The 19028-nt window shown below is 68.8% G+C and carries 12 protein-coding genes; 5 read left to right on the top strand and 7 right to left on the bottom strand.

The window, feature by feature from the left end:
• Positions 1–8: 8 nt before the first annotated feature.
• The 3 genes from PX653_RS06460 to PX653_RS06450 form a co-directional block, all read right to left on the bottom strand.
• Complete coding sequence (locus PX653_RS06460; RefSeq protein ID WP_277417086.1) at positions 9–2120, bottom strand: methyl-accepting chemotaxis protein; 2112 nt, start codon at positions 2118–2120, stop codon at positions 9–11.
• Positions 2121–2200: 80 nt separating this feature from the next.
• On the bottom strand, positions 2201–4207 hold the full coding sequence (locus tag PX653_RS06455) for a methyl-accepting chemotaxis protein (protein WP_277417085.1): 2007 nt from the start codon (positions 4205–4207) through the stop codon (positions 2201–2203).
• Between the two features lie 17 nt (positions 4208–4224).
• Complete coding sequence (locus PX653_RS06450; RefSeq protein WP_277417084.1) at positions 4225–5028, bottom strand: TorF family putative porin; 804 nt, start codon at positions 5026–5028, stop codon at positions 4225–4227.
• Positions 5029–5294: 266 nt separating this feature from the next.
• On the opposite strand from PX653_RS06450, the gene PX653_RS06445 reads away from it, so the two are divergent.
• Positions 5295–6962: a diguanylate cyclase domain-containing protein gene (locus PX653_RS06445; RefSeq protein WP_277417083.1), complete on the top strand. Its 1668-nt coding sequence runs from the start codon at positions 5295–5297 to the stop codon at positions 6960–6962.
• A gap of 48 nt (positions 6963–7010) precedes the next feature.
• Positions 7011–8387, top strand: a complete 1377-nt coding sequence (locus PX653_RS06440; RefSeq protein ID WP_277417082.1) for an amino acid permease — start codon at positions 7011–7013, stop codon at positions 8385–8387.
• A 158-nt stretch (positions 8388–8545) separates the two neighbouring features.
• On the opposite strand, the gene PX653_RS06435 is transcribed toward PX653_RS06440, so the two are convergent.
• The 3 genes from PX653_RS06435 to PX653_RS06425 form a co-directional block, all read right to left on the bottom strand.
• Complete coding sequence (locus PX653_RS06435) at positions 8546–9502, bottom strand: diguanylate cyclase domain-containing protein (RefSeq protein WP_277417081.1); 957 nt, start codon at positions 9500–9502, stop codon at positions 8546–8548.
• Positions 9499–14040: a PAS domain S-box protein gene (locus tag PX653_RS06430; protein WP_277417080.1), complete on the bottom strand. Its 4542-nt coding sequence runs from the start codon at positions 14038–14040 to the stop codon at positions 9499–9501. The genes PX653_RS06435 and PX653_RS06430 overlap by 4 nt, the downstream gene beginning before the upstream one ends.
• A gap of 273 nt (positions 14041–14313) precedes the next feature.
• Complete coding sequence (locus PX653_RS06425) at positions 14314–14649, bottom strand: hypothetical protein (protein ID WP_277418525.1); 336 nt, start codon at positions 14647–14649, stop codon at positions 14314–14316.
• A gap of 382 nt (positions 14650–15031) precedes the next feature.
• Here PX653_RS06425 and PX653_RS06420 point away from each other — a divergent pair, with 382 nt between their 5' ends.
• Both PX653_RS06420 and PX653_RS06415 read left to right on the top strand, forming a co-directional pair.
• Complete coding sequence (locus PX653_RS06420) at positions 15032–17431, top strand: bifunctional diguanylate cyclase/phosphodiesterase (RefSeq protein WP_277417079.1); 2400 nt, start codon at positions 15032–15034, stop codon at positions 17429–17431.
• A gap of 82 nt (positions 17432–17513) precedes the next feature.
• A complete protein-coding gene (locus tag PX653_RS06415; RefSeq protein WP_277417078.1) occupies positions 17514–17723 on the top strand; it encodes a hypothetical protein in 210 nt (69 codons plus the stop codon).
• Between the two features lie 25 nt (positions 17724–17748).
• Here the strand turns inward: PX653_RS06415 and PX653_RS06410 are convergent, their stop codons facing one another.
• Positions 17749–18486, bottom strand: coding sequence for a Crp/Fnr family transcriptional regulator (locus tag PX653_RS06410; RefSeq protein WP_277418524.1), 738 nt, complete (start codon positions 18484–18486; stop codon positions 17749–17751).
• Between the two features lie 267 nt (positions 18487–18753).
• On the opposite strand from PX653_RS06410, the gene PX653_RS06405 reads away from it, so the two are divergent.
• On the top strand, positions 18754–18963 hold the full coding sequence (locus PX653_RS06405) for a hypothetical protein (RefSeq protein ID WP_277417077.1): 210 nt from the start codon (positions 18754–18756) through the stop codon (positions 18961–18963).
• Positions 18964–19028: the final 65 nt, after the last annotated feature.

The raw sequence follows: 19028 nt of genomic DNA, 5'->3' as shown, positions 1-19028 counted from the left end.
GGGGATGATCAGAAGGTTTCCCACTCGTCGCCGCCGGCCGTCTCGGTCACGCGGCTTTTCGGCTTGGCCGGGGCCACCGCCGCGGCGGTCTTGGGCTGCGACAGGCTGGGGCGCACCAGCGCCGGCGCGGCAGGGGCCACGGCTGGGGCCGGGATTGATGCAGCCGCGCCGTCGCCGATGCGGAACTCGCCCACCAGCGCCACCAGCGTGTCGGCCTGGTGCTGCAGGCTTTCCGCCGCGGCCGCCGCCTCTTCCACCAGTGCCGCGTTCTGCTGCGTCACGCCATCCATCTGCACGACGGCCTGGTTGATCTGCGAGATCCCGCTGCTCTGCTCACCGCTGGCCGCCGCGATCTCGCTGATGATGTCCGCTACCCGCTTGACGCTGGCGACCACGTCGTCCATCGTGCCGCCGGCGTCGGCCACCAGCCGGCTGCCCTGCTCCACCTGGGCCACCGAGTCGCCGATCAGCTGCTTGATCTCCTTCGCCGCCGACGCGCTGCGCTGCGCCAGGTTGCGCACTTCGGAAGCCACGACGGCAAAGCCGCGACCTTGTTCACCGGCCCGCGCCGCTTCCACGGCCGCGTTCAGCGCCAGGATATTGGTCTGGAACGCGATGCCGTCGATGACGCTGATGATGTCCACCACCTTGTTCGACGAGGCGTTGATCGACGCCATCGTGTCGACCACCTGCGCCACCACGGCGCCGCCCCGTACCGCCACGTTCGACGCCGAAGCGGCCAGCTGGCGTGCCTGGTTGGCGTTGTCCGAGTTCTGCTTGACGGTGCTGGTCAGCTCTTCCATCGATGCCGCCGTCTCTTCCAGCGCGCTGGCCTGCTGCTCGGTCCTGCTTGACAGGTCGTGATTGCCCTGGCTGATCTCGGCGCTGGCCACGGCCACCGCGTCGGAGCTGTGGCGCACCCGTGCCAGCACGTGCTCGATCTTGGCGACGAAGTCGTTGAAGCCACGGCCGATCACGGCCAGTTCGTCGTTGCCGCGCACCGCCAGGCGCTTGGACAGGTCGGCATTGCCGCCGGCCAGTTCCGTCATCGTCCGTGCCAGCGAGCGCAGCGGACGGGTCAGGCGGTTCAGCACGCACACCATCGCCACGGCGGCGGCGATCGCGCACAGCAGCGAGACCAGCACGGTGTAGGTCATCAGCTCGCGCGCCGGCGCTGTCGCCACGCTGTGCGGGAACGACAGGCGCACGGCCCACGGCGCGATATCCGGATGCACGACCAGCGGCTGCAACAGGTGCACGTTGTTGTCGGCATCGCGGTATTCATAGGCCTTGCCGGCTCGGACCGCAGCCATGGCTTCGGCCGGCACGTCCTTGGCTTCCTTGCCGTTCAGGGCCGCGTCCGGATGGCTGGCATACAGGCCGCCATACGACACCAGCGCGAGTTTGCCGCCGTCGATCGTCTTCAGGCCCGCCAGGATAGTGGACAGGGTCGTCAGCGCGAAGTCGGCGCTGGCCGTCCCCATGAACTTGCCGTCCACCATGATGGGCGCGACCATCGACGCCATCTGCACGTCCTTGCCGTTGATCGGGTAGGCGTAGGGCTCCGTGAAGAACACCTTGCCGGTCTTGTTCGGAATGTCGTACCAGTCGTTGGCGCCCGGCGTCGTCGGGAACACGATCGCCTCCACGCCGACCCCGCCGCCCGGAGTGCGGGTGAAGTACGGCATGTAGCGGCCGGTGTCGTCGTATTCCGGCTTCTTGCCGGCGAATTCGGCATCCTTGCCGTCCAGCGCGTTCGGTTCCCACGTCACGGCGGCGCCGACCAGGTCCTCGGACCCCAGCAGCGTCGCCTTCGTCATCTCGGCAACATGGCCCCGCTCCAGCGGCATGCCGGCCGCCTTGGTGCTGCGCATCGAGCCGGCCAGGTTCGTCACGGCCGTCAGGTTGCGCGTGATGCGCGTGGCCAGCGTCTGCGATGCTTCGCTGGCGGCGGTCTGCGCGAGGCGCATCGCCGCCGCCTCGGCGCTGTCGCGCCCGCGGACGCCCGTCACCGTCGCGGTGATCGCCAGGCTCAGGATGACCAGCGTGCTGGCGGCCAGGCAGATGCGTCCGTTCAGGGACAGCGCCAGCCGGCGCTTCTTGTTGATCGTTTCAGTCATACGCACTCCAAATGTCAAACGGCGCGCAAACCAGGCGCGCGCTGGACTGCCGGCCCGCAGGCCGGTCAGCTTGATTCACATTATTCCGCCAGGGCCGGGGCGGGCAACGCTGGCGCGCTGTCCGTCCGCGCCGCCGCGCCCACGTTCCCGATGCGGAATTCACCCACCAGCGCCACCAGCGTGTCGGCCTGGTGCTGCAGGCTTTCCGCCGCGGCCGCCGCTTCTTCCACCAGCGCCGCGTTCTGCTGCGTCACGCCATCCATCTGCACGACGGCCTGGTTGATCTGCGCGATGCCGCTGCTCTGCTCGCCGCTGGCCGCCGCGATCTCGCTGATGATGTCCGCCACCCGCTTGACGCTGGCGACGACGGCGTCCATCGTTCCGCCGGCATCGGCCACCAGCCGGCTGCCCTGCTCCACCTGGGCCACCGAGTCGCCGATCAGCTGCTTGATCTCTTTCGCCGCCGACGCGCTGCGCTGGGCCAGGTTGCGCACTTCGGACGCCACGACCGCAAAGCCGCGGCCCTGCTCGCCCGCCCGCGCCGCTTCCACGGCCGCGTTCAGCGCCAGGATATTGGTCTGGAAGGCGATGCCGTCGATCACGCTGATGATGTCCACCACCTTGTTCGACGAGACGTTGATCGACGCCATCGTGTCGACCACCTGCGCCACCACGGCGCCACCCCGTACCGCCACGTCCGACGCCGAAGCGGCCAGCTGGCGCGCCTGGTTGGCGTTGTCCGAGTTCTGCTTGACGGTGCTGGTCAGTTCTTCCATCGACGCCGCCGTTTCCTGCAGCGAGCTGGCCTGCTGCTCGGTCCTGCTCGACAGGTCATGGTTGCCCTGGCTGATCTCGGCGCTGGCCACCGCCACCGCGTCGGAGCTGTGGCGCACCCGTGCCAGCACATGCTCGATCTTGGCGACGAAGTCGTTGAAGCCACGGCCGATCACGGCCAGTTCGTCGTTGCCGCGCACCGCCAGGCGCTTGGACAGGTCGGCATTGCCGCCGGCCAGTTCCGTCATCGTCCGTGCCAGCGAGCGCAGCGGACGGGTCAGGCGGTTCACCGTGCACACCATCGCCAGGGCGGCGGCCAGCGCGCACAGCACGGAGACCAGCGTCGTGTACATCAGCAGTTCGCGTGCGGCGGCCGTGGCCACGCTGCGCGGGAACGACAGGCGCACGGCCCAGGGCGCGATGTCCGGATGCAGCGCCAGCGGCTGCAGCATGTGCACGACACCTTCCCCATCCTCGTACTCGTAGGGCGTGCCCGCCCGTACGGCGGCCAGCGCCTCGGCCGGCATGTCCTTCGCTTCCTTGCCGTTGCGGGCCGCATCGGGATGGCTGGCATACATGCCGCCGTTCGACACCAGCGCCAGGCTGCTGCCCTCCATCGTCGTCATGTCGGCCAGGATCTTGCCCAGCTGCGTCAGCATCAGGTCGGCCGTCGTCACGCCGGCAAATTTGCCTTTGATGACAATGGGGGCCACCAGCGACGCCATCAGTACGTCCTTGCCGTTGACCGGGTACATGTACGGATCGGTAAACAGCACCTTGGCGGTACGCTTCGGCACGTCGTACCAGTCGTTCGCGCCCGGCGCGGTGGTGAACTCGATCGGCGTGACCGCTACGCCGCCGGCCGGATTCCTCGTGAAGTACGGCATGTGGCGCCCGCTCGCATCCCACGCCGGCGCCTTGCCCGCATAGTCGGCATCCTTGCCGTCCAGCGCGTCCGGCTCCCACGCGATCGATGTCCCGACGATGTCGCCTGACGACTCCAGCACGGCCTTCGCGACCTCGATCTGCTGTTCGCGCGTCAGTGCCATGTCGGCCGCATGGGTCGCCCGCATGGCCGCGCTGACGCCTTGCACGGTCGCCAGGTTGGCGGTGATGCGGCTGGCCAGCGCGTGCGCGGCCTCGCGGCTCGTCGTGTGGGCCAGCTTCAGTGCGGCCTCTTCCGCGCTGGCGCTGCTGCGCAGGCCCGTCACGGCCCCCGTGATCGCGAGACTGAGCACCACCAGCGCGGTGGCGGCGATACAGGTGCGTGCGTTCAGCGAAAGGGACAAGCGGGAAGTCTTCTGCTCGGTCATGATTCGTTCGAAAATAATCAGAAGGTGCGCGTGACGGACACCACCAGGGCACCTTTCGTCACGTCGCTGTAGTCGATCGTGCCGTCTTTCGGCATGCCGGTGGTGTAGCTCTTGTAGATGTCGGTCTTGCCCCAGGCGCGGGTGTACGCCGCCGCCGCGCTCCAACCGCCGCCCAGCGTCTTCGTCACGCCGGCCTTGGCATCGCGCCAGTTCCAGATGTCGTTGCCGCTGCCGGCCACGCGGCCGTCGCCGGCATGCAGGTTCAGCGTCCAGCCGTGACCCAGGTCATGGTTGACGCCCACGTCCAGGTAGCCCGTGCCGCGCGCGTTCGTGATGCCGAAGAAGTCCTTCGTCACCGTGTAGTTGTACTTGCCGTAGAAGGACTTGTACGTCAGGCCGGCGGACAGCTCGGCATAGTCGAACTTCGTACCCGTCGCGCTGATGACCGCGCCCGGGTATTTGTAATAGTAGGCCAGTGCGCTGTAGCCGATGTTGCCCACGCTGCCGCTGTAGCCGCCGTAGATGTCCCATTCCACCGTGCCTTTTTCAACGAACCGGTCGCTGATCGTGGACACCCACGTGCCGGCCGACCAGCCGTTCGGATGCACATAATCCAGGCCCGCCTGCGCGGCCGGCTTGCCCCACGTCTGGCGCACGCCGCGCGAGACATATTGCGACACGACGCTGGCATTGCCCGTCAACGTGGCGCCGGCCGGGGCATCCTCGGCATGGGCGAGCGCGGGCGTGAAAGTGGTGAAAGCGGCGGTGCTGCAAAGTGCGAGGCAAAGCGCGGGCGTCAGCCGTCCGTGGCCATTCTTCATGGTAGTCATCCGTAAAAAGTCAGAGGCGGCGCTGCTGCCGCGGGGAGAGGAAAGATTGAAGTATCCGTACGGCAATAGTACAACGAGCCGGCGTGGGTATTGGTGAGATTTAACGTTTCATCCAGCAATTTTACGTTTGGCGTACCTCAAAACAACACCACGCAACCACCAACGGCGCCCGCCGTTGCAGGCTTTCCAACAAGTTGCCAGCTACGCATCGACGCTCCGGCGGTGCGTGGTACACTGCGGGCCTCGTCCCTGCCGCCATGCGCTTCGTCCATCCAGTCAAGAACCTCAAATCCAGGCTGACCCTCGTCGTCACCGTCCTTGTGTTTGCCTCCGGCGTGCTGCTGGCCCTGGCCGCGCTGACGCTGGCCGAACGCGAGATGGTGGGCCTGGTCGGCGACCGCGAGTACGCCCTGCTGGTGAGCGCGGCAGGCCACCTGGAGCGCGACCTGGACGCCAAGCGCACGCTGCTGCGCGCCGTCGCGGAAGGCGCACATCCGGACCACCTGGCACCGCCCGGCGCCGTGCAGGCCTACCTGGAACGCCACGCCACGCTGCGCGAGCAGTTCTTCAACGTGGTCGCGTTCGATGCGGGCGGCAAGCTGGTCGCCAGCCTGGCCGACCGGCGCCAGATCGGCACGATCGAGGCCGCCCAACGCCCCTATTTCACGGAGACCGTGCGCCAGCACGAAGGCATCGTGTCGCAGCCGTTCCGCAGCCAGTTGTCCGGCCGCCCCGTGGTGCTGCTGACGGAGCCCGTGTACGACGCGGCCGGCCACCTCGTCTGCATCCTGGCCGGCGGCATCGACCTGGGCCAGCCGTCCTTCCTGGGCCAGCTGGAGCCGCTGAAGCCGGGCCGCAGCGGCTACCTGTTCCTGCTGGCGCCGGACGGCACGATCCTGCACCATCCGGACCCGCGCCGCATCCTGCGCAAGGTGGGCGAGGAGCCCGGCGGCGTGATGCCGACGACGCAGCGCGCCCTGGCCGGCGCGGAAGGCTGGAGCCGGGCGTCGACCAAGGCGGGCGTGGATGCATTGATCGGCTACAAGCGCGTGCCGTCGACGGGCTGGATCGTCGGCATCGTCTATCCGGCCGCGGAAGCGTTTGCCCCGCTGATCGCGCTGCGCCGCGCCGCGATGCTGCCGACCACGCTGCTGGCGTTGCTGGCCGGCCTGTTGGGGTGGCTCGTCATCCACCGCCTGCTGCGCCCGCTGGAAACGCTGCGTACGCAAGTGGCCAGCGTGGAACGGGGCGAAGCCGACATCGACGTGCTCGACCAGTCGCGCGACGACGAAGTGGGTGCGCTGAGCCGGGCGTTCTTCTCGCTGACCCGGCTGCGCGCACGGGCCGACGCGGAAATGGCGCGGCTGGCCAGTACCGACTCGCTGACGGGCCTGTACAACCGGCGCATGTTCGAGGGCGAACTGGACAAGGCACTGCTGCGTGCCCACCGTGCCCGCGCCAGCGTGGCCGTGGCGTACCTCGATATCGACCGGTTCAAGCTGATCAACGACACCCACGGCCACGCGACGGGTGACCTGGTGCTGGTCGAGTTCGCCCGCCGCCTGCGCGCGACCGTGCGCGCGACGGACACGGTGGCCCGCCTGGCGGGCGACGAGTTCGTCGTGCTGTTCGAGCGCCCGGGCGGCGGCGAGGAGCTGGCGTCGCTGGGCCGCAAGATCGTCGAGGCGATGCGGCCCCCGTTCCAGGCCGGCGGTGCCCAGCTGGCCGTCACCACCAGCGTCGGGCTGGCGGTGGCCGCCCCGGCAGCCGCCGCGATGCCCTGCTGCGCCAGGCCGACGAGGCCCTGTACGCGGCCAAGGCGGCCGGGCGCGACGGCTATCGCGTGCGGCCGCCGTCCCTCGATCTCGCCGCTTCGCGGACTCCGTGACGGGCGCGCTTGCCGCCCGCCCCCCGCGATGCATTAGAATCATGCCACTTCATCAAATACGATCAACCACGACGGGCGGGGATTCATGGCAGCAGACGAACGACACGAGCTCAAACGGGGCCTGAAGAGCCGCCACATCCAGCTGATCGCGCTGGGCGGCGCCATCGGCACGGGCCTGTTCCTGGGCATCGCGCAAACGATTCAGATGGCCGGGCCCTCCGTGCTGCTTGGCTATGCGATCGCCGGCGTCGTCGCCTTCCTGATCATGCGCCAGCTGGGGGAGATGGTGGTGGACGAACCGGTGGCCGGCTCGTTCAGCCACTTCGCCGACAAGTACTGCGGCCCGCTGGCCGGCTTCCTGTCGGGCTGGAACTACTGGGTGCTGTACGTGCTGGTCAGCATGGCCGAACTGTCCGCCGTCGGCATCTACGTGCAGTACTGGTGGCCGGACATCCCCACGTGGGTGTCGGCACTCGCGTTCTTCGTCATCATCAACAGCATCAGCCTGGCCAACGTCAAGGCGTTCGGCGAGATGGAGTTCTGGTTCGCCATCGTCAAGGTCGTCGCCATCGTCGGCATGATCGGCTTCGGTGCCTGGCTGCTGGCCTCCGGCAACGCCGGGCCGGAAGCGTCGGTCGCCAACCTGTGGCGCCATGGCGGCTTCTTCCCGAACGGGGTGATGGGCCTCGTGATGGCGATCGCCGTCATCATGTTCTCGTTCGGCGGCCTGGAACTGGTCGGCATCACGGCGGCCGAGGCGGACGATCCGGCCCGCACGATCCCGAAAGCGACCAACCAGGCCATCTACCGCATCCTGATCTTCTATATCGGCGCCCTGGGCGTGCTGCTGTCGCTGTACCCTTGGCAGAAGGTGGTCACCGGCGGCAGCCCGTTCGTGCTGATCTTCCATGCGCTGGACAGCGACTGGGTGGCGACGATGCTCAACGTGGTCGTGCTGACGGCGGCGCTGTCGGTCTACAACAGCTGCGTCTACTGCAACAGCCGCATGCTGTACGGCCTGGCCGTGCAAGGCAATGCGCCGCGCGCCCTGCTGAAGGTGAACCGGCGCGGCGTGCCGCTGGCGGCGCTGGGCGTGTCGGCGCTGGCGACGGCGGTCTGCGTCAGCGTGAACTACTTCATGCCGGGCCAGGCGTTCCAGCTGCTGATGGGCCTCGTGGTCTCCGCACTGATCATCAACTGGGGCATGATCAGCTGGATCCACCTGCGCTTTCGCGCGCACAAGCGCCAGGCGGGCCAGGCCACGGCCTTCCCCAGCCCGTGGCATCCGCTGTCGAACTGGCTGTGCCTGGTCTTCCTGGCCGGCGTGCTGGCCGTGATGTACGCGACACCGGAGCTGCGCCTGTCGGTGTGGCTGATTCCTGTGTGGCTGGGCGTGCTGTGCGTGGGGTACTGGAGCAAGCGGCGGACGCCGGATGCGGTGGGTCTTGATGCCGGCTCGTAGGCCCGCATCGCTGCGCAGGCGAGGAGCGGTGCGCCTCGACATCCCTGCTGCGCTCTCTGCAGGGGACTGGGCCCGAAGTTCTGCAGCTTCGCCTCGACCGCTGTAAACTTCAGGGTCAGTCCCCTTTGGGGACAGACCCTGAGCCTACCATGGGCTCCTCACACCTCCGCGGGATCGGCCGCCCGCCCCGGCGTCGCGCCGGCCCGCGCCACCACGCTGCGGTTACGGCCCGCGCGCTTGGCGTCGTACAGCGCCATGTCGGCCGTGTGCAGCAGCGCTTCGGCCGTGTCGCGCTCTTCCGGCAAGATCGCGCACAATCCCACGCTGGCCGTGACGAACGGCGCCGTCGGTGCCGTCGGATGGGCGATATTGAGCCCCGCGATGCGGCGGCACAGCCAGTCGCCATAGGTGACCAGGGCGTCGTGGTCCGTGTTCGGCAGCAGCACGACGAATTCCTCGCCGCCGTAGCGGGCCGCCAGCTCGCCCGGGCGGCGCGCACCCTCGCGGATGGCGGCGGCGACCTGGCGCAGGCAGATGTCGCCCTGCTGGTGGCCATAGCGGTCGTTGTACAGCTTGAAGTGGTCGACATCCACCAGCGCCAGCCCCAGCGGCATAAGGTGGCGCCGGTGACGGGCGAACTCCGTCGCCAGCTGGTTGTCGAAATGGCGCCGGTTGAACAGGCCCGTCATGCCGTCCTGGTGCGCCAGGCCGTCCAGCGTGGACAGCGCGGCCTGCAGGCGCAGGTGGGTGCGCACGCGCGCCTGCACCACGGCCGCGTTCAGCGGCTTCGGGATGAAATCGACGGCGCCCGCGTCCAGGCACGCGATCTCCGCCTCCGGCGTCGATTGCGCCGTCACGAAGATGATCGCGCTGCTGCGCAGGGCCGGGTCGCGCCGGATCACGTCGCACACGGCAAAGCCGTCCATGCCGTCCATCTCGACGTCCAGCAGGATCAGCTGCGGGCGCTGCAGGCGGGCGATCTCGATGCCGGCCGCGCCACTGGTGGCGAACAGCACCCTGCCCTGGCCGCGCACCATGGCGGACAGCAGCCGGATCGTGTCCGCGTTGTCGTCGATGATCAGGATCGTGCTGTCGGCTTGCGGGGCAGCGCTCATTGGTTCTCCTCGTTCATATCGTGTTCCTGTCCAGGCCCTGACATCTGGCGCAAGGCGGCCGGCAGCGCCGCCAGCACGGCGTCGAAGTCCAGTGCGGCCATGGCGGCCGCCACCGCGGCACCCTGCGCCGGTGCCAGCTGGCGCGCCAGCCAGCCGCGCAGCGTCTCGTACTGCGTGACGGCATCCAGGTCGCGCTCGGCCAGCAGGGCCAGCCAGTGGGCCCAGCCCGGCGGTGCGAGCGCCTGGTCCTCGCCCGCTGGCTCAGGCTCGACCACCTCGGGCGCCTGCGAGGCCAGCCAGGCCCGCGCCGCCACCGTGGTCGCGTTCAGCTCGCGCGCGACGTCCTCGAACAGCGCCACCGCGACGGCTTCGCGGCCATCGCGCAGCGCGCCTTCCAGCTGCAGCGAGGCCTGGGCGAAGTCGCGCGCGCCCAGGCTGCCGACGGAGCCGCGCAGCGCGTGCAGCACGGAAGCGGCCGCGCGGGCGTCGCCCTCTTGCCAGGCGGCACGGGCACGCGCCAACTCCGCCGGCGCCTCCCGCGCCATGCGCTCGACCAGGCCCACCAGGGCCTGCCGCTGGCCGGCATCGGCCGCGCTCAGCGCCGCCAGGCGCTCGACGTTGAAGGCGGTCGCCGCCGGCGCCGCCGCCGGAGTGGCGGGCGCCATGGCGGGCCAGCGGCCCAGGTGCTGGCGCAAGCTCTCCATCATCTGTTCCACGTCCACCGGCTTGGCGATGAAATCGTTCATGCCGGCGGCCAGGCACTGTTCGCGCTCGGCCGCCGTGACGCCGGCGCTCATCGCCAGGATCGGCTGGCGCACGCCCAGTTGCGTGCGCAACAGCCGGGTGGCCGTATAGCCATCCATCACGGGCATCTGCACGTCCATCAGCACCAGGTCGAAGCGGGCCGGGTCGGCACTGAGCGCATCGACGGCCTCCTGGCCGTTCCACACGGCCGTCACGACGGCGCCGGCCGGCTCCAGTATACCTTTCGCCACCAGCTGGTTCAGCGCGTTGTCCTCGACGAGCAGGATGCGGGCACCGGCGAGGCCGCCAGTACCCGCCGCCGCCTCGCGCGGCGCCGGCAGCGCTGGCCGGGTGGGCGCCGCCAGCGCGCCGCGCAGGCTGGCCGCCGTCACCGGCCGGGCCAGCGCGACCGCGTGCGACAACGGCGGCACCGTGCGGTCCGGTCCGCCCGTCAATTGCAGCAGCACGACCGCATGGTCGGGCCACAGGCCACGGTGTTGCTCCAGCAGTTGCTGGGCGCCGGCCTGCGCCGCCCCGGTCAGGATGGCATCGACCGGCTGCTCGGCGAGCAAGGCCGACGCCTGCGCGCTGTCCGCTACGCCGGTGACACTCCAGCCCAGTTGCCGGGCCGCGTGTTCGCTGCCGGCACGGCCGGCGGCGCTGGCATCGACGACCAACAACCTGCCGGCCGGCATGGGCGCGGGTGCCGGCGTTCCCGGCGCGCACGTCAGCGGCAGCGTCACCGTGAAGGTACTGCCCTGTCCCGGCACGCTGGACACGGCAATGCGCCCGCCCATCAGTTCGACCAGCTGGCGTGCGATGGCCAGTCCCAGCCCGGTGCCGCCGAAGCGGCGCGAGATGCCCGCGTCGGCCTGCTCGAACGGCCGGAACAGGCGCGCCATCTGCTCTTCGCTGATGCCGATGCCGCTGTCGCGCACGTCGATGCGCAAGGTGGATGTATTGCCGTGCTGGGCGATCCGGGCCAGCGTGACGACCACCTCGCCCTCGGCGGTGAACTTGAGCGCATTGCCGACCAGGTTCAGCACGACCTGCTGCAGCCGGGTGGCGTCGCCGATATACGCCGCCGGCAGGTCGGGCGCCACGTCCACCACGAGGCCCAGCGGCTTGTCGCTGGCGCGCATGGCCGTGGCGATGGCCTCGACCAGCTGCGACAGCTGGAACGGCAGCGCCGCGATGTCGATGCGCCCGGCCTCGATCTTGGAGAAGTCCAGCACGTCGTTGATGATGCCCACCAGCGTCTTGCCGCACGACTGGATCATGCCCACGTACTCGCGCTGCGGCGGCGTCAGCTCGGTGCTGTCCAGCAGGTGGGTCAGGCCCAGCACCGCGTTCATCGGCGTGCGGATCTCGTGGCTGACGTTGGCCACGAACTCGCTCTTGGCCCGGCTCGCCGCCTGCGCCAGGCGCTCGTTGCGGGCCTGGCTCAGTTCCGCCATCTTGCGGTCGGTGATGTCGGTCACCATCGTGTGGAAGCCCAGCACGGTGCCGTCCGCATCCACGTTCGGGATATAGTCGCCCATGAAGTAGCGCGGCCAGCCGGGGTGCTGGAAGTCCGTCTCGAAATGCACGGCCTGGCCCGCCAGGGCCTGCGTGACGTAAGGCTCCAGCACCGCATAGGCAGCCTCGCCCAGCACGTCGCGCATGGGGTGACCGACAATGTCGTCCGTCGTCACGCCCAGCGTGGCACCATAGCTGCGGTTGGCGAAGCGGTACACCCGCTCGCGGTCGACATAGCCGATCAGGGCGGGATTGTTGTCCGCCATCGTGCGCAGGAACCGTTCGCTGTCGGCCAGGCGCCGCTCCGCCTCGCGCCGCGCGGTGATGTCGCTGCTCGCGACGACGGCGCCCAGGCGGGTGCCCTCGGCGCTGACCAGCGCATGGCCGGAGCACAGCAGGTGGCGCACCGGCCGCCCCGGCGGCGCGATGACGATTTCCATCCCGCTGATGGTCTCGCCCGACAGCGCGCGCGCCAGCGGCACCGACTCGGGCGGCAGCGGTGCCGTGCCCTCCGGCAGGTAGACGCTGCAGTGCTGCAGCCAGTCGGCCCGCAGCACGGCATCGCGCGGCACGCCGTAGATCTCGCGTGCGGCGCGATTGAACAGGGTCAGGTTGCCGGCCTGGTCGCAGGCCGCCACCGCCACGTCGATCGCTTCCAGCACGGCGGCCAGCAGCGTCCGCTCGCTTTCCAGCTCGCGCTCGATGCGGCGGCGCACGGAGATGTCGTTGACGAAGGCGCCGAACGAGCGCTCGCCGGCCACGTCGACCAGGCCGATCGTCATCTCGACGGGGAACTCGTTGCCGTCGCGGCGCAGCGCCATCAGCTCCAGCCGGTGTCCCAGCACGCGCGCCTCGCCGGTCGCCAGGAAGCGCTGGATGCCGCGCTGGTGCGCCTCGCGCAGCGCCACCGGCACCATCACCTCGTGCAGCGGCTTGCCCAGCACCTCGTCGCGGCGCCAGCCGAACATCTGTTCGGCCTGCGGATTCCAGTCCGTGATGCGGCCATTGCTGTCCATGCCGACGAAAGCATCCTGCGCCGTCTCGAGGATCGTGCGGATGCGCTCCTCGCTGCGCCGTACCGTGTCGAGCGAGCGGGCCAGGTCGCCCGTGCGCTGCGCCACGCGTTCTTCCAGCTGGACGTTCATCGTGGTCAACTCCTTCTGCTGCTCCTGCAGGCGGCGCAGGCTGGCGTTGACGGCGCCCGTCAGCGCCGCCAGCTCGAAGAAGCTGCCGGGCGCCACGTCGATCGAATGCTGGTCGCCCTGCTCGATCGCGGCCGCGGAAGTGGCGGCGTCCAGCAGCGGCTGGGTGATGCGGCGCGAGACACGCCAGCCCAGCAGCGAGAACGCCAGCGCGACGGCCACGCCGACGCCGAACACACGCAGCTGCAGTTCGCGCACGGGCGCGTAGGCGATGCGGGTCTCCTGCCGCGTCAGCACGACCCAGCCCAGGCCGGCGTAGTCGCCGTAGCCCGTGGTGGCGGCCGCGCCGACCAGGTAGGTGCGGCCGTCCGGCCAGCGCTCCTCGGCGCTGTAGGGCCGTCCACCGCGCGCCCGCGCCATGCTGGGCGAGGCGATGGCGCTGCCGGACAGCCCCTCGGGACCGGACAGCACCTTGCCGTCGCGGTCGACGATCAATGTCTGTTCGCCACCGTTCGAGGCCATGTCGATGCGGCTGCGAATCTGCTCGGCCCAGCGCCAATTGAGGTGGGCACCCAGTACATAGGCCGGCTTGCCGTCCTCGCCCGGGACGGGGAAGGCGATGTCGACGAAACGGGCGGGCCCGCCGGCCTGGGCCGGCAGCAGCTTGGCCAGCAGCTTGGCTTCGTGCACGTCATGGACGTACTTGCCTTGCAGCGCGCCGGAGAACCAGGGCCGCTTCGACACATCGATGCCCTCCAGCAGCTCGCCGGTGGCGGCGCGCACGGTGCCGTCCACGGACACCAGGCCGATCCAGGCATACATGGGATAGCTGCCCTGCAATTGCTCGATGGTGTCGCGCTGCACCTGGACGGGCACGCCCGCCATGCTGAGCTCGTGCCGTCCCGCCAGCATGCGCACCTCGCGGTAGCGCTCGTGCATGGTGGCGTCGAGCTGCTCGGCACCGTGGCGGGCCCGCTCGGCCAGGCCGGTACCGATCATGCGTTTCAGCTCCTCGGTGGACAGGTAGCCCAGCAGGACGACCAGGACGACCGTCAGCAGCAGCGCGCTGGCGGATGCCCACAGGGCAAGCGACGTGCCCAGCCGCTGGCGCGGCAAGATCGGCGAAAAGCTCATGAGGCGTGGCCCGGGCGGCGGCCGCACGGTGGGAACGGACTGGTGGACGAAGCGGCGCGGCCGGTCGGCATGGAAATCTTCCTGTATGACGGTGGACTACACAGGAACCGGGGGCTGGGGTTCGGGAAACGGGAGGCGCGCGCAAAGCGTTGCGCGCACCTTGCCGCGAGTGTACCCGAACATTGCTTGCAAAGGGGTAGCGGCACCGTGCGGCGTTGCTGCTAAGCAGCAGGCAGTTTTGACAAGCACGGCGCCGCCGTGCTCAACCTGCACTCAGGCCGCGTGCTGCATCGAGCCCGGTACGTCGTTCTGCGAGAAGGCGACGCGGAACTTGCCGCGGCGGTCGCCCATCAGCACGCGCAGTTGGGCGATCGTGATGTCGCTCACTTCATGCATGCGGATCAGCAGCGACGGACCGATGGCCAGGCGGAAGTGGCGGATCTTGCTGATCACGGGCGGTGCCACTTCGAGCGTACGGGCCAGCGCCGCGTCGTTCTTCAGGTCCAGCACGTCGATCAGGTGATCCAGCAGGCGGTTCGGATCGTAGTTCAGCAGCGTTTCGCCATTGCCGGCCTGGGCCGAAACCTGGGCGGCAGGCAGCGAAGCCATCGTTGGGGCGGTCGTCGTTTGGTAGGTCGTCATGTCATTCTCCAGTCAGTTGCAGTTCACGAGCCCCGGCGGATGCCGGGACGATAGACCGGTTGCCGGCAGGAGGGGCCATTGCGGCGCGTCGTGCGAAGGGCGGAACCGGTAAGTGTGAGATGCGCCAGGAGCGGCGTCCCCGCGGAGGTGTGGTGGGGAACTCGAATCCACGCGACGAAAGGTTGAGGGCGGTGGACTGGTTTGTATCTTGCACGAAATTTTCTTTAAATGCAATCGGGAAATAAAACCGTCGCGTTCGTCTCGAGCTCATGTGGCGTTTCTGCAATCCGCCGCGCGTGCGCGCCGACGTGCAACGAAACGCGCTAGCATCGGATGGGAGGGGACCAACATGGACAAAGACGACAATACCGGCGCGGGCGCGGGCGCGACGCCGGTCTTCATGCACCCGCCGGCCGGCGTGTTCGTGCTCGACGCGCAGCATCGCCTGCTGGGCCTGAGTGCCGGCCTCGACGAACAGTTGGGCGGCGACGCGGGCGTGCTGTCCGCCGCGCTGCGGCCGCAAGCCGATGGCGCCGGCGCCGGCCTGGCCGATGCGTTGCGGGCGGCCCGCACACCGGGCCTGGCGCTCGTGCCGATCCAGTCCCTGCAGGGCACGCCGAGCGGTTATGTCGGCGTGCTGGGGCGCCCCGCAAGCGGCAGCGCCCGCTTCCAGGAGTTGCTCGACCACCTGCCTGCCGGCGTCGTCGTGCACGGCCCGGACGGCGTGATCCTGACCGCCAACCATACCGCCGAGCGGCTGCTGGGGCGAACGCTCGACAAGCTGCGTGGCGTCGAGGCAAGCCAGTCGGAATGGATATTGGTGCAGGCCGACGGCCGCCCGATGCCGGTGGAAATGTATCCCGTGCACCAGGTGCTGCGCACCGGGATCGCCGTGGCCGGCTTCATTGCCGGCCTGCGTCGCCAGGGCGGCGGTGTCTCGTGGATGATCTGCAATGCCTACCCCGTGCACGATGACGGCGGCGCGCTGGTCGAAGTCGTCGTCTGCTTTACCGATTGCACCAACCTGAAGGACGCCGAACAGCAGTTGCGCAAGTCGGAAGAACGCCTGCGCCTGGTGCTGCGCGGCTCGCGCGACGCGGTCTGGGATTTCGACCTGCGCAGTGGCGAAGCCTACTATTCCGACCGCTGGTGGGAAATGCTGGGCTACCAGCCCGACGAGGTGACGGCCGACCAGCAGACCTGGCGCCGCTTCCTCCATCCGGAAGACCGCCTGGCAATCGGCGTGTTCATGCAGGAGTTGCTGGGCGGCACCCGCGACAGCTTTTCCATTGAACTGCGCCTGGCGCACCGCGACGGCCACTATGTGCCCGTGCTGTCGCGCGGCTTCGTGCTGCACGACGCCGCCGGCCGGCCCGTGCGCGTGTCCGGCACCAATACGGACCTCACGGAGCGCAAGGAAAGCGAGCGTCGCATCTACCACCTGGCCTATTTCGATCACCTGACGGGCCTGCCGAACCGGCGCCACCTGCTGGAGCAGCTGAGCAAGATCGCCAGCCGCAGCAGCCGGCTGGCCCGCGTCGGCGCCCTGCTCTTCATCGACCTGGATAACTTCAAGCAGCTCAACGACACGCTGGGCCACGAGGCCGGCGACCTGCTGCTGCAACAGGTCGCCGAGCGGCTGCGCCATTCCGTGCGCGACAGCGACCAGCTGGCGCGCCTGGGTGGCGACGAGTTCGTCGTGGCCCTCGAAAACCTGGGGGCCTGCAACGAGGAAGCGGCAGTGGAAGCGGAAAAGGTGGCGCACAAGATGCTGGCCGTGCTGCAGCGGCCGCACCGGCTGGCCATGCGCGCCGTGACCATCACCCCCAGCATCGGGATTTCGCTGTTCGGCAACGCGGCCACCGCCATGGACGAAGTGCTGAAGCAGGCCGACATCGCCATGTACCACGCCAAGGCAGCCGGGCGCAACACGCTGCGCTTCTTCGATCCGGCCATGCAGGCCGCCATCGACGCGCGCGGCCTGCTGGAGAACGACCTGCGCATGGGCCTGCATGGCGGCCACTTTCCCCTGCACTGCCAGCCGCAGTTCAGCGCCGAGGGCAAGCTGGTGGGTGGCGAGATGCTGCTGCGCTGGCAGCATCCCCGGCGCGGCCTGGTGGGCCCAGGCGAATTCATCGACCTGGCCGAGAGTACGGGCCTGATCGTGGCGATCGGCCTGCAGGCGCTGGACGATGCCTGCTCGTGCCTGGCCCGCTGGGCCCGCTTGCCCGTGCTTGCCGACATCTCGCTGGCGGTCAACGTGAGCGTGCAGCAACTGGTCCAGCCCGATTTCGTCGAACGGGTGCTGGCGATCCTGGAACGGACGGGAGCGCCGCCCAGCCGGCTCAGCCTGGAGTTGACGGAAAGCATCCTGGCCGAGGACGACGTGATCGAGAAGATGCTGGCGCTGCGCGGGCATGGCGTGCTGTTTTCGCTGGACGACTTCGGTACGGGCTACTCGTCGCTCAGCTACCTGAAGCGCTTCCCGTTCTGCGCCCTGAAAGTGGACCGCTCGTTCGTCAACGATGCCAGCACGGGTTCGAACGCGGGCGCCATCGCCGAGTTGATCGTGGCTCTGGGCAAGACGCTGGGATTGAAAGTGATCGCGGAAGGCGTGGAGAACGAACAACAGTTCGGCTTCCTGCGCGAGCAGCGCTGCGACGCCTACCAGGGCTTCCTGTTCGCACCCGCCCTGCCCCTCGACGAGTTCGAGCGGCGCTATGGCGCGACGGTATCCGATGAGGGTTGAGGCGGCTTGACTTACGGGCTGCAAGGGTAGATGCTACCCGTGAGCGCAGCAACGGCCGCGCTTCTTACGCCCGGGAGCAAACATGTTTCAGGTAAGCGACACCAGCCGGGAACGGCGGCGTGACACGACACTGGCCGCGGCCGTGGACGAAGCGATCCGCTTCGACCGCGAATGCGGCGCGGCGCTGGCCTGGGCCTACCTGGCCGCACATGGCCTGCCGCCGGAAACGATCCTGCGCGTGCTGTCGCAGGCGCCGGACGGAGCCGTACCGCGGCGCCACGCAACGCACTAATCAGCCGAGCCTGGTCGGGTCCCGATCAGTGGGTAGCGGCCTGCGCCAGCGTGCCGCGGGCCGCGAAGTAGCAGGCGCCGGCGCAGCGTTCCAATCCAGCCCGGTCCAGCACGACAACCATGCCGCGGCGGCACTGGATCAACCCATCGGCCTGCAGCTTGCCCGCCGCCGCCGTGATGCTTTCACGGCGCACGCCCAACAGGTTGGCGATCAGTTCCTGCGTCACCTTCAGCTCCGACGATGGCGAACGGTCCAGCCGTTCCAGCAGCCAGCGGCACAGCTTCTGCTCGATGCTGCTGTGGCGGCTGCTGACGACGTTCTGCGCCAGCTGGGCAAACAGGCAGCTGGTGTAGCGCATCAGCTGGTGCGCCAGCGTGCCGCCTTCGCCGAACAGTTCGCGCAGGGTGTCCGTGCGCATGCGGTAGCCGTAGCCGGCCGCCTGCACCACTGCGGTGTTGCTGGCGCGCTCGCCCTTGTACATCGTGACGCCCGCCACGCCTTCGCGGCCAACCACGGCGATTTCCGTCGTGATGCCGTCTTCGTTGACGTATTGCAGCGAAACGATCGCCGTCGTGGGGAAGTAGCTGTATTCGATCTTGTCGCCGAAGTCGTACAGGTGTTTGCCGGTCGGCAGCGCCACCAGTTCCAGTTCCGGCAGCAGGCGTTCCAGTTCGTGTTGCGGCAGCGCGCGCAGCAGTTCGTTCTGCTGCAGGCCCGTCAGGCTGAGGCCTTGCGGCACGGCCTGGGCGCGTTTGGCCGGCATCGTCAGGGACTGCAGGGGTGCACGCAGGGCGGCGGATTCGATTTGATTGGTCTTGTACATGTGGAGCACCTGTAACGTTGTCATTTCCTCCACTTTATTGCTGAGCCCTCCTTTTGAGAGTCGGACGAGTGGTCCAGTGCGTGTAGTACAGAAGCATTCGACGATGTAATCTCAGTCCTACGTGAACTGGCGCACATTCACGGCCATCCGAACGGGAGAGAATACGTCTCAGAGGCAATTTCGCCGGGTCACCGCCACGATTACCACATGAACAACTTCATCAAAGTCTCGTACGCCCTGCAACGGCAACAACGCGCCGTGGAGCGTACGCTTTATGCGAGCTCGACCGAAGAGAGTGTCGTGGCATCGAAATGGGCCGACGCCTGGCACCGGCTGGTGAAGGCGCGCCTGGACCGCATGGCGGGCGCCGAACAGCCCAGCCGCTACGTCGACGGCCGCGGCCGCCTGCTGCACTGATCCGCCATCCCTCCCGGCGCGCCATCCGCCGCGCGCCGACGCTCCCGCCCCGCTCTCCCATATCA

This window comes from Pseudoduganella chitinolytica (genome assembly GCF_029028125.1).
GTDB classification, from domain to species: Bacteria; Pseudomonadota; Gammaproteobacteria; order Burkholderiales; family Burkholderiaceae_D; genus Rugamonas; species Rugamonas chitinolytica.
This window is presented reverse-complemented; position numbering and strand designations above follow the sequence as displayed.

Excerpts from the sequence above, each read along its gene's own strand:
- PX653_RS06455 (WP_277417085.1), bottom strand. The coding sequence starts at position 4,207 with ATGACCGAGCAGAAGACTTCCCGCTTGTCCCTTTCGCTGAACGCACGC.
- PX653_RS06415 (WP_277417078.1), top strand. The coding sequence starts at position 17,514 with ATGTTTCAGGTAAGCGACACCAGCCGGGAACGGCGGCGTGACACGACA.
- PX653_RS06420 (WP_277417079.1), top strand. The coding sequence starts at position 15,032 with ATGGACAAAGACGACAATACCGGCGCGGGCGCGGGCGCGACGCCGGTC.
- PX653_RS06460 (WP_277417086.1), bottom strand. The coding sequence starts at position 2,120 with ATGACTGAAACGATCAACAAGAAGCGCCGGCTGGCGCTGTCCCTGAAC.
- PX653_RS06435 (WP_277417081.1), bottom strand. The coding sequence starts at position 9,502 with ATGAGCGCTGCCCCGCAAGCCGACAGCACGATCCTGATCATCGACGAC.
- PX653_RS06410 (WP_277418524.1), bottom strand. The coding sequence starts at position 18,486 with ATGCCGGCCAAACGCGCCCAGGCCGTGCCGCAAGGCCTCAGCCTGACG.
- PX653_RS06425 (WP_277418525.1), bottom strand. The coding sequence starts at position 14,649 with ATGGCTTCGCTGCCTGCCGCCCAGGTTTCGGCCCAGGCCGGCAATGGC.
- PX653_RS06405 (WP_277417077.1), top strand. The coding sequence starts at position 18,754 with ATGAACAACTTCATCAAAGTCTCGTACGCCCTGCAACGGCAACAACGC.
- PX653_RS06430 (WP_277417080.1), bottom strand. The coding sequence starts at position 14,040 with ATGAGCTTTTCGCCGATCTTGCCGCGCCAGCGGCTGGGCACGTCGCTT.
- PX653_RS06445 (WP_277417083.1), top strand. The coding sequence starts at position 5,295 with ATGCGCTTCGTCCATCCAGTCAAGAACCTCAAATCCAGGCTGACCCTC.
- PX653_RS06440 (WP_277417082.1), top strand. The coding sequence starts at position 7,011 with ATGGCAGCAGACGAACGACACGAGCTCAAACGGGGCCTGAAGAGCCGC.
- PX653_RS06450 (WP_277417084.1), bottom strand. The coding sequence starts at position 5,028 with ATGAAGAATGGCCACGGACGGCTGACGCCCGCGCTTTGCCTCGCACTT.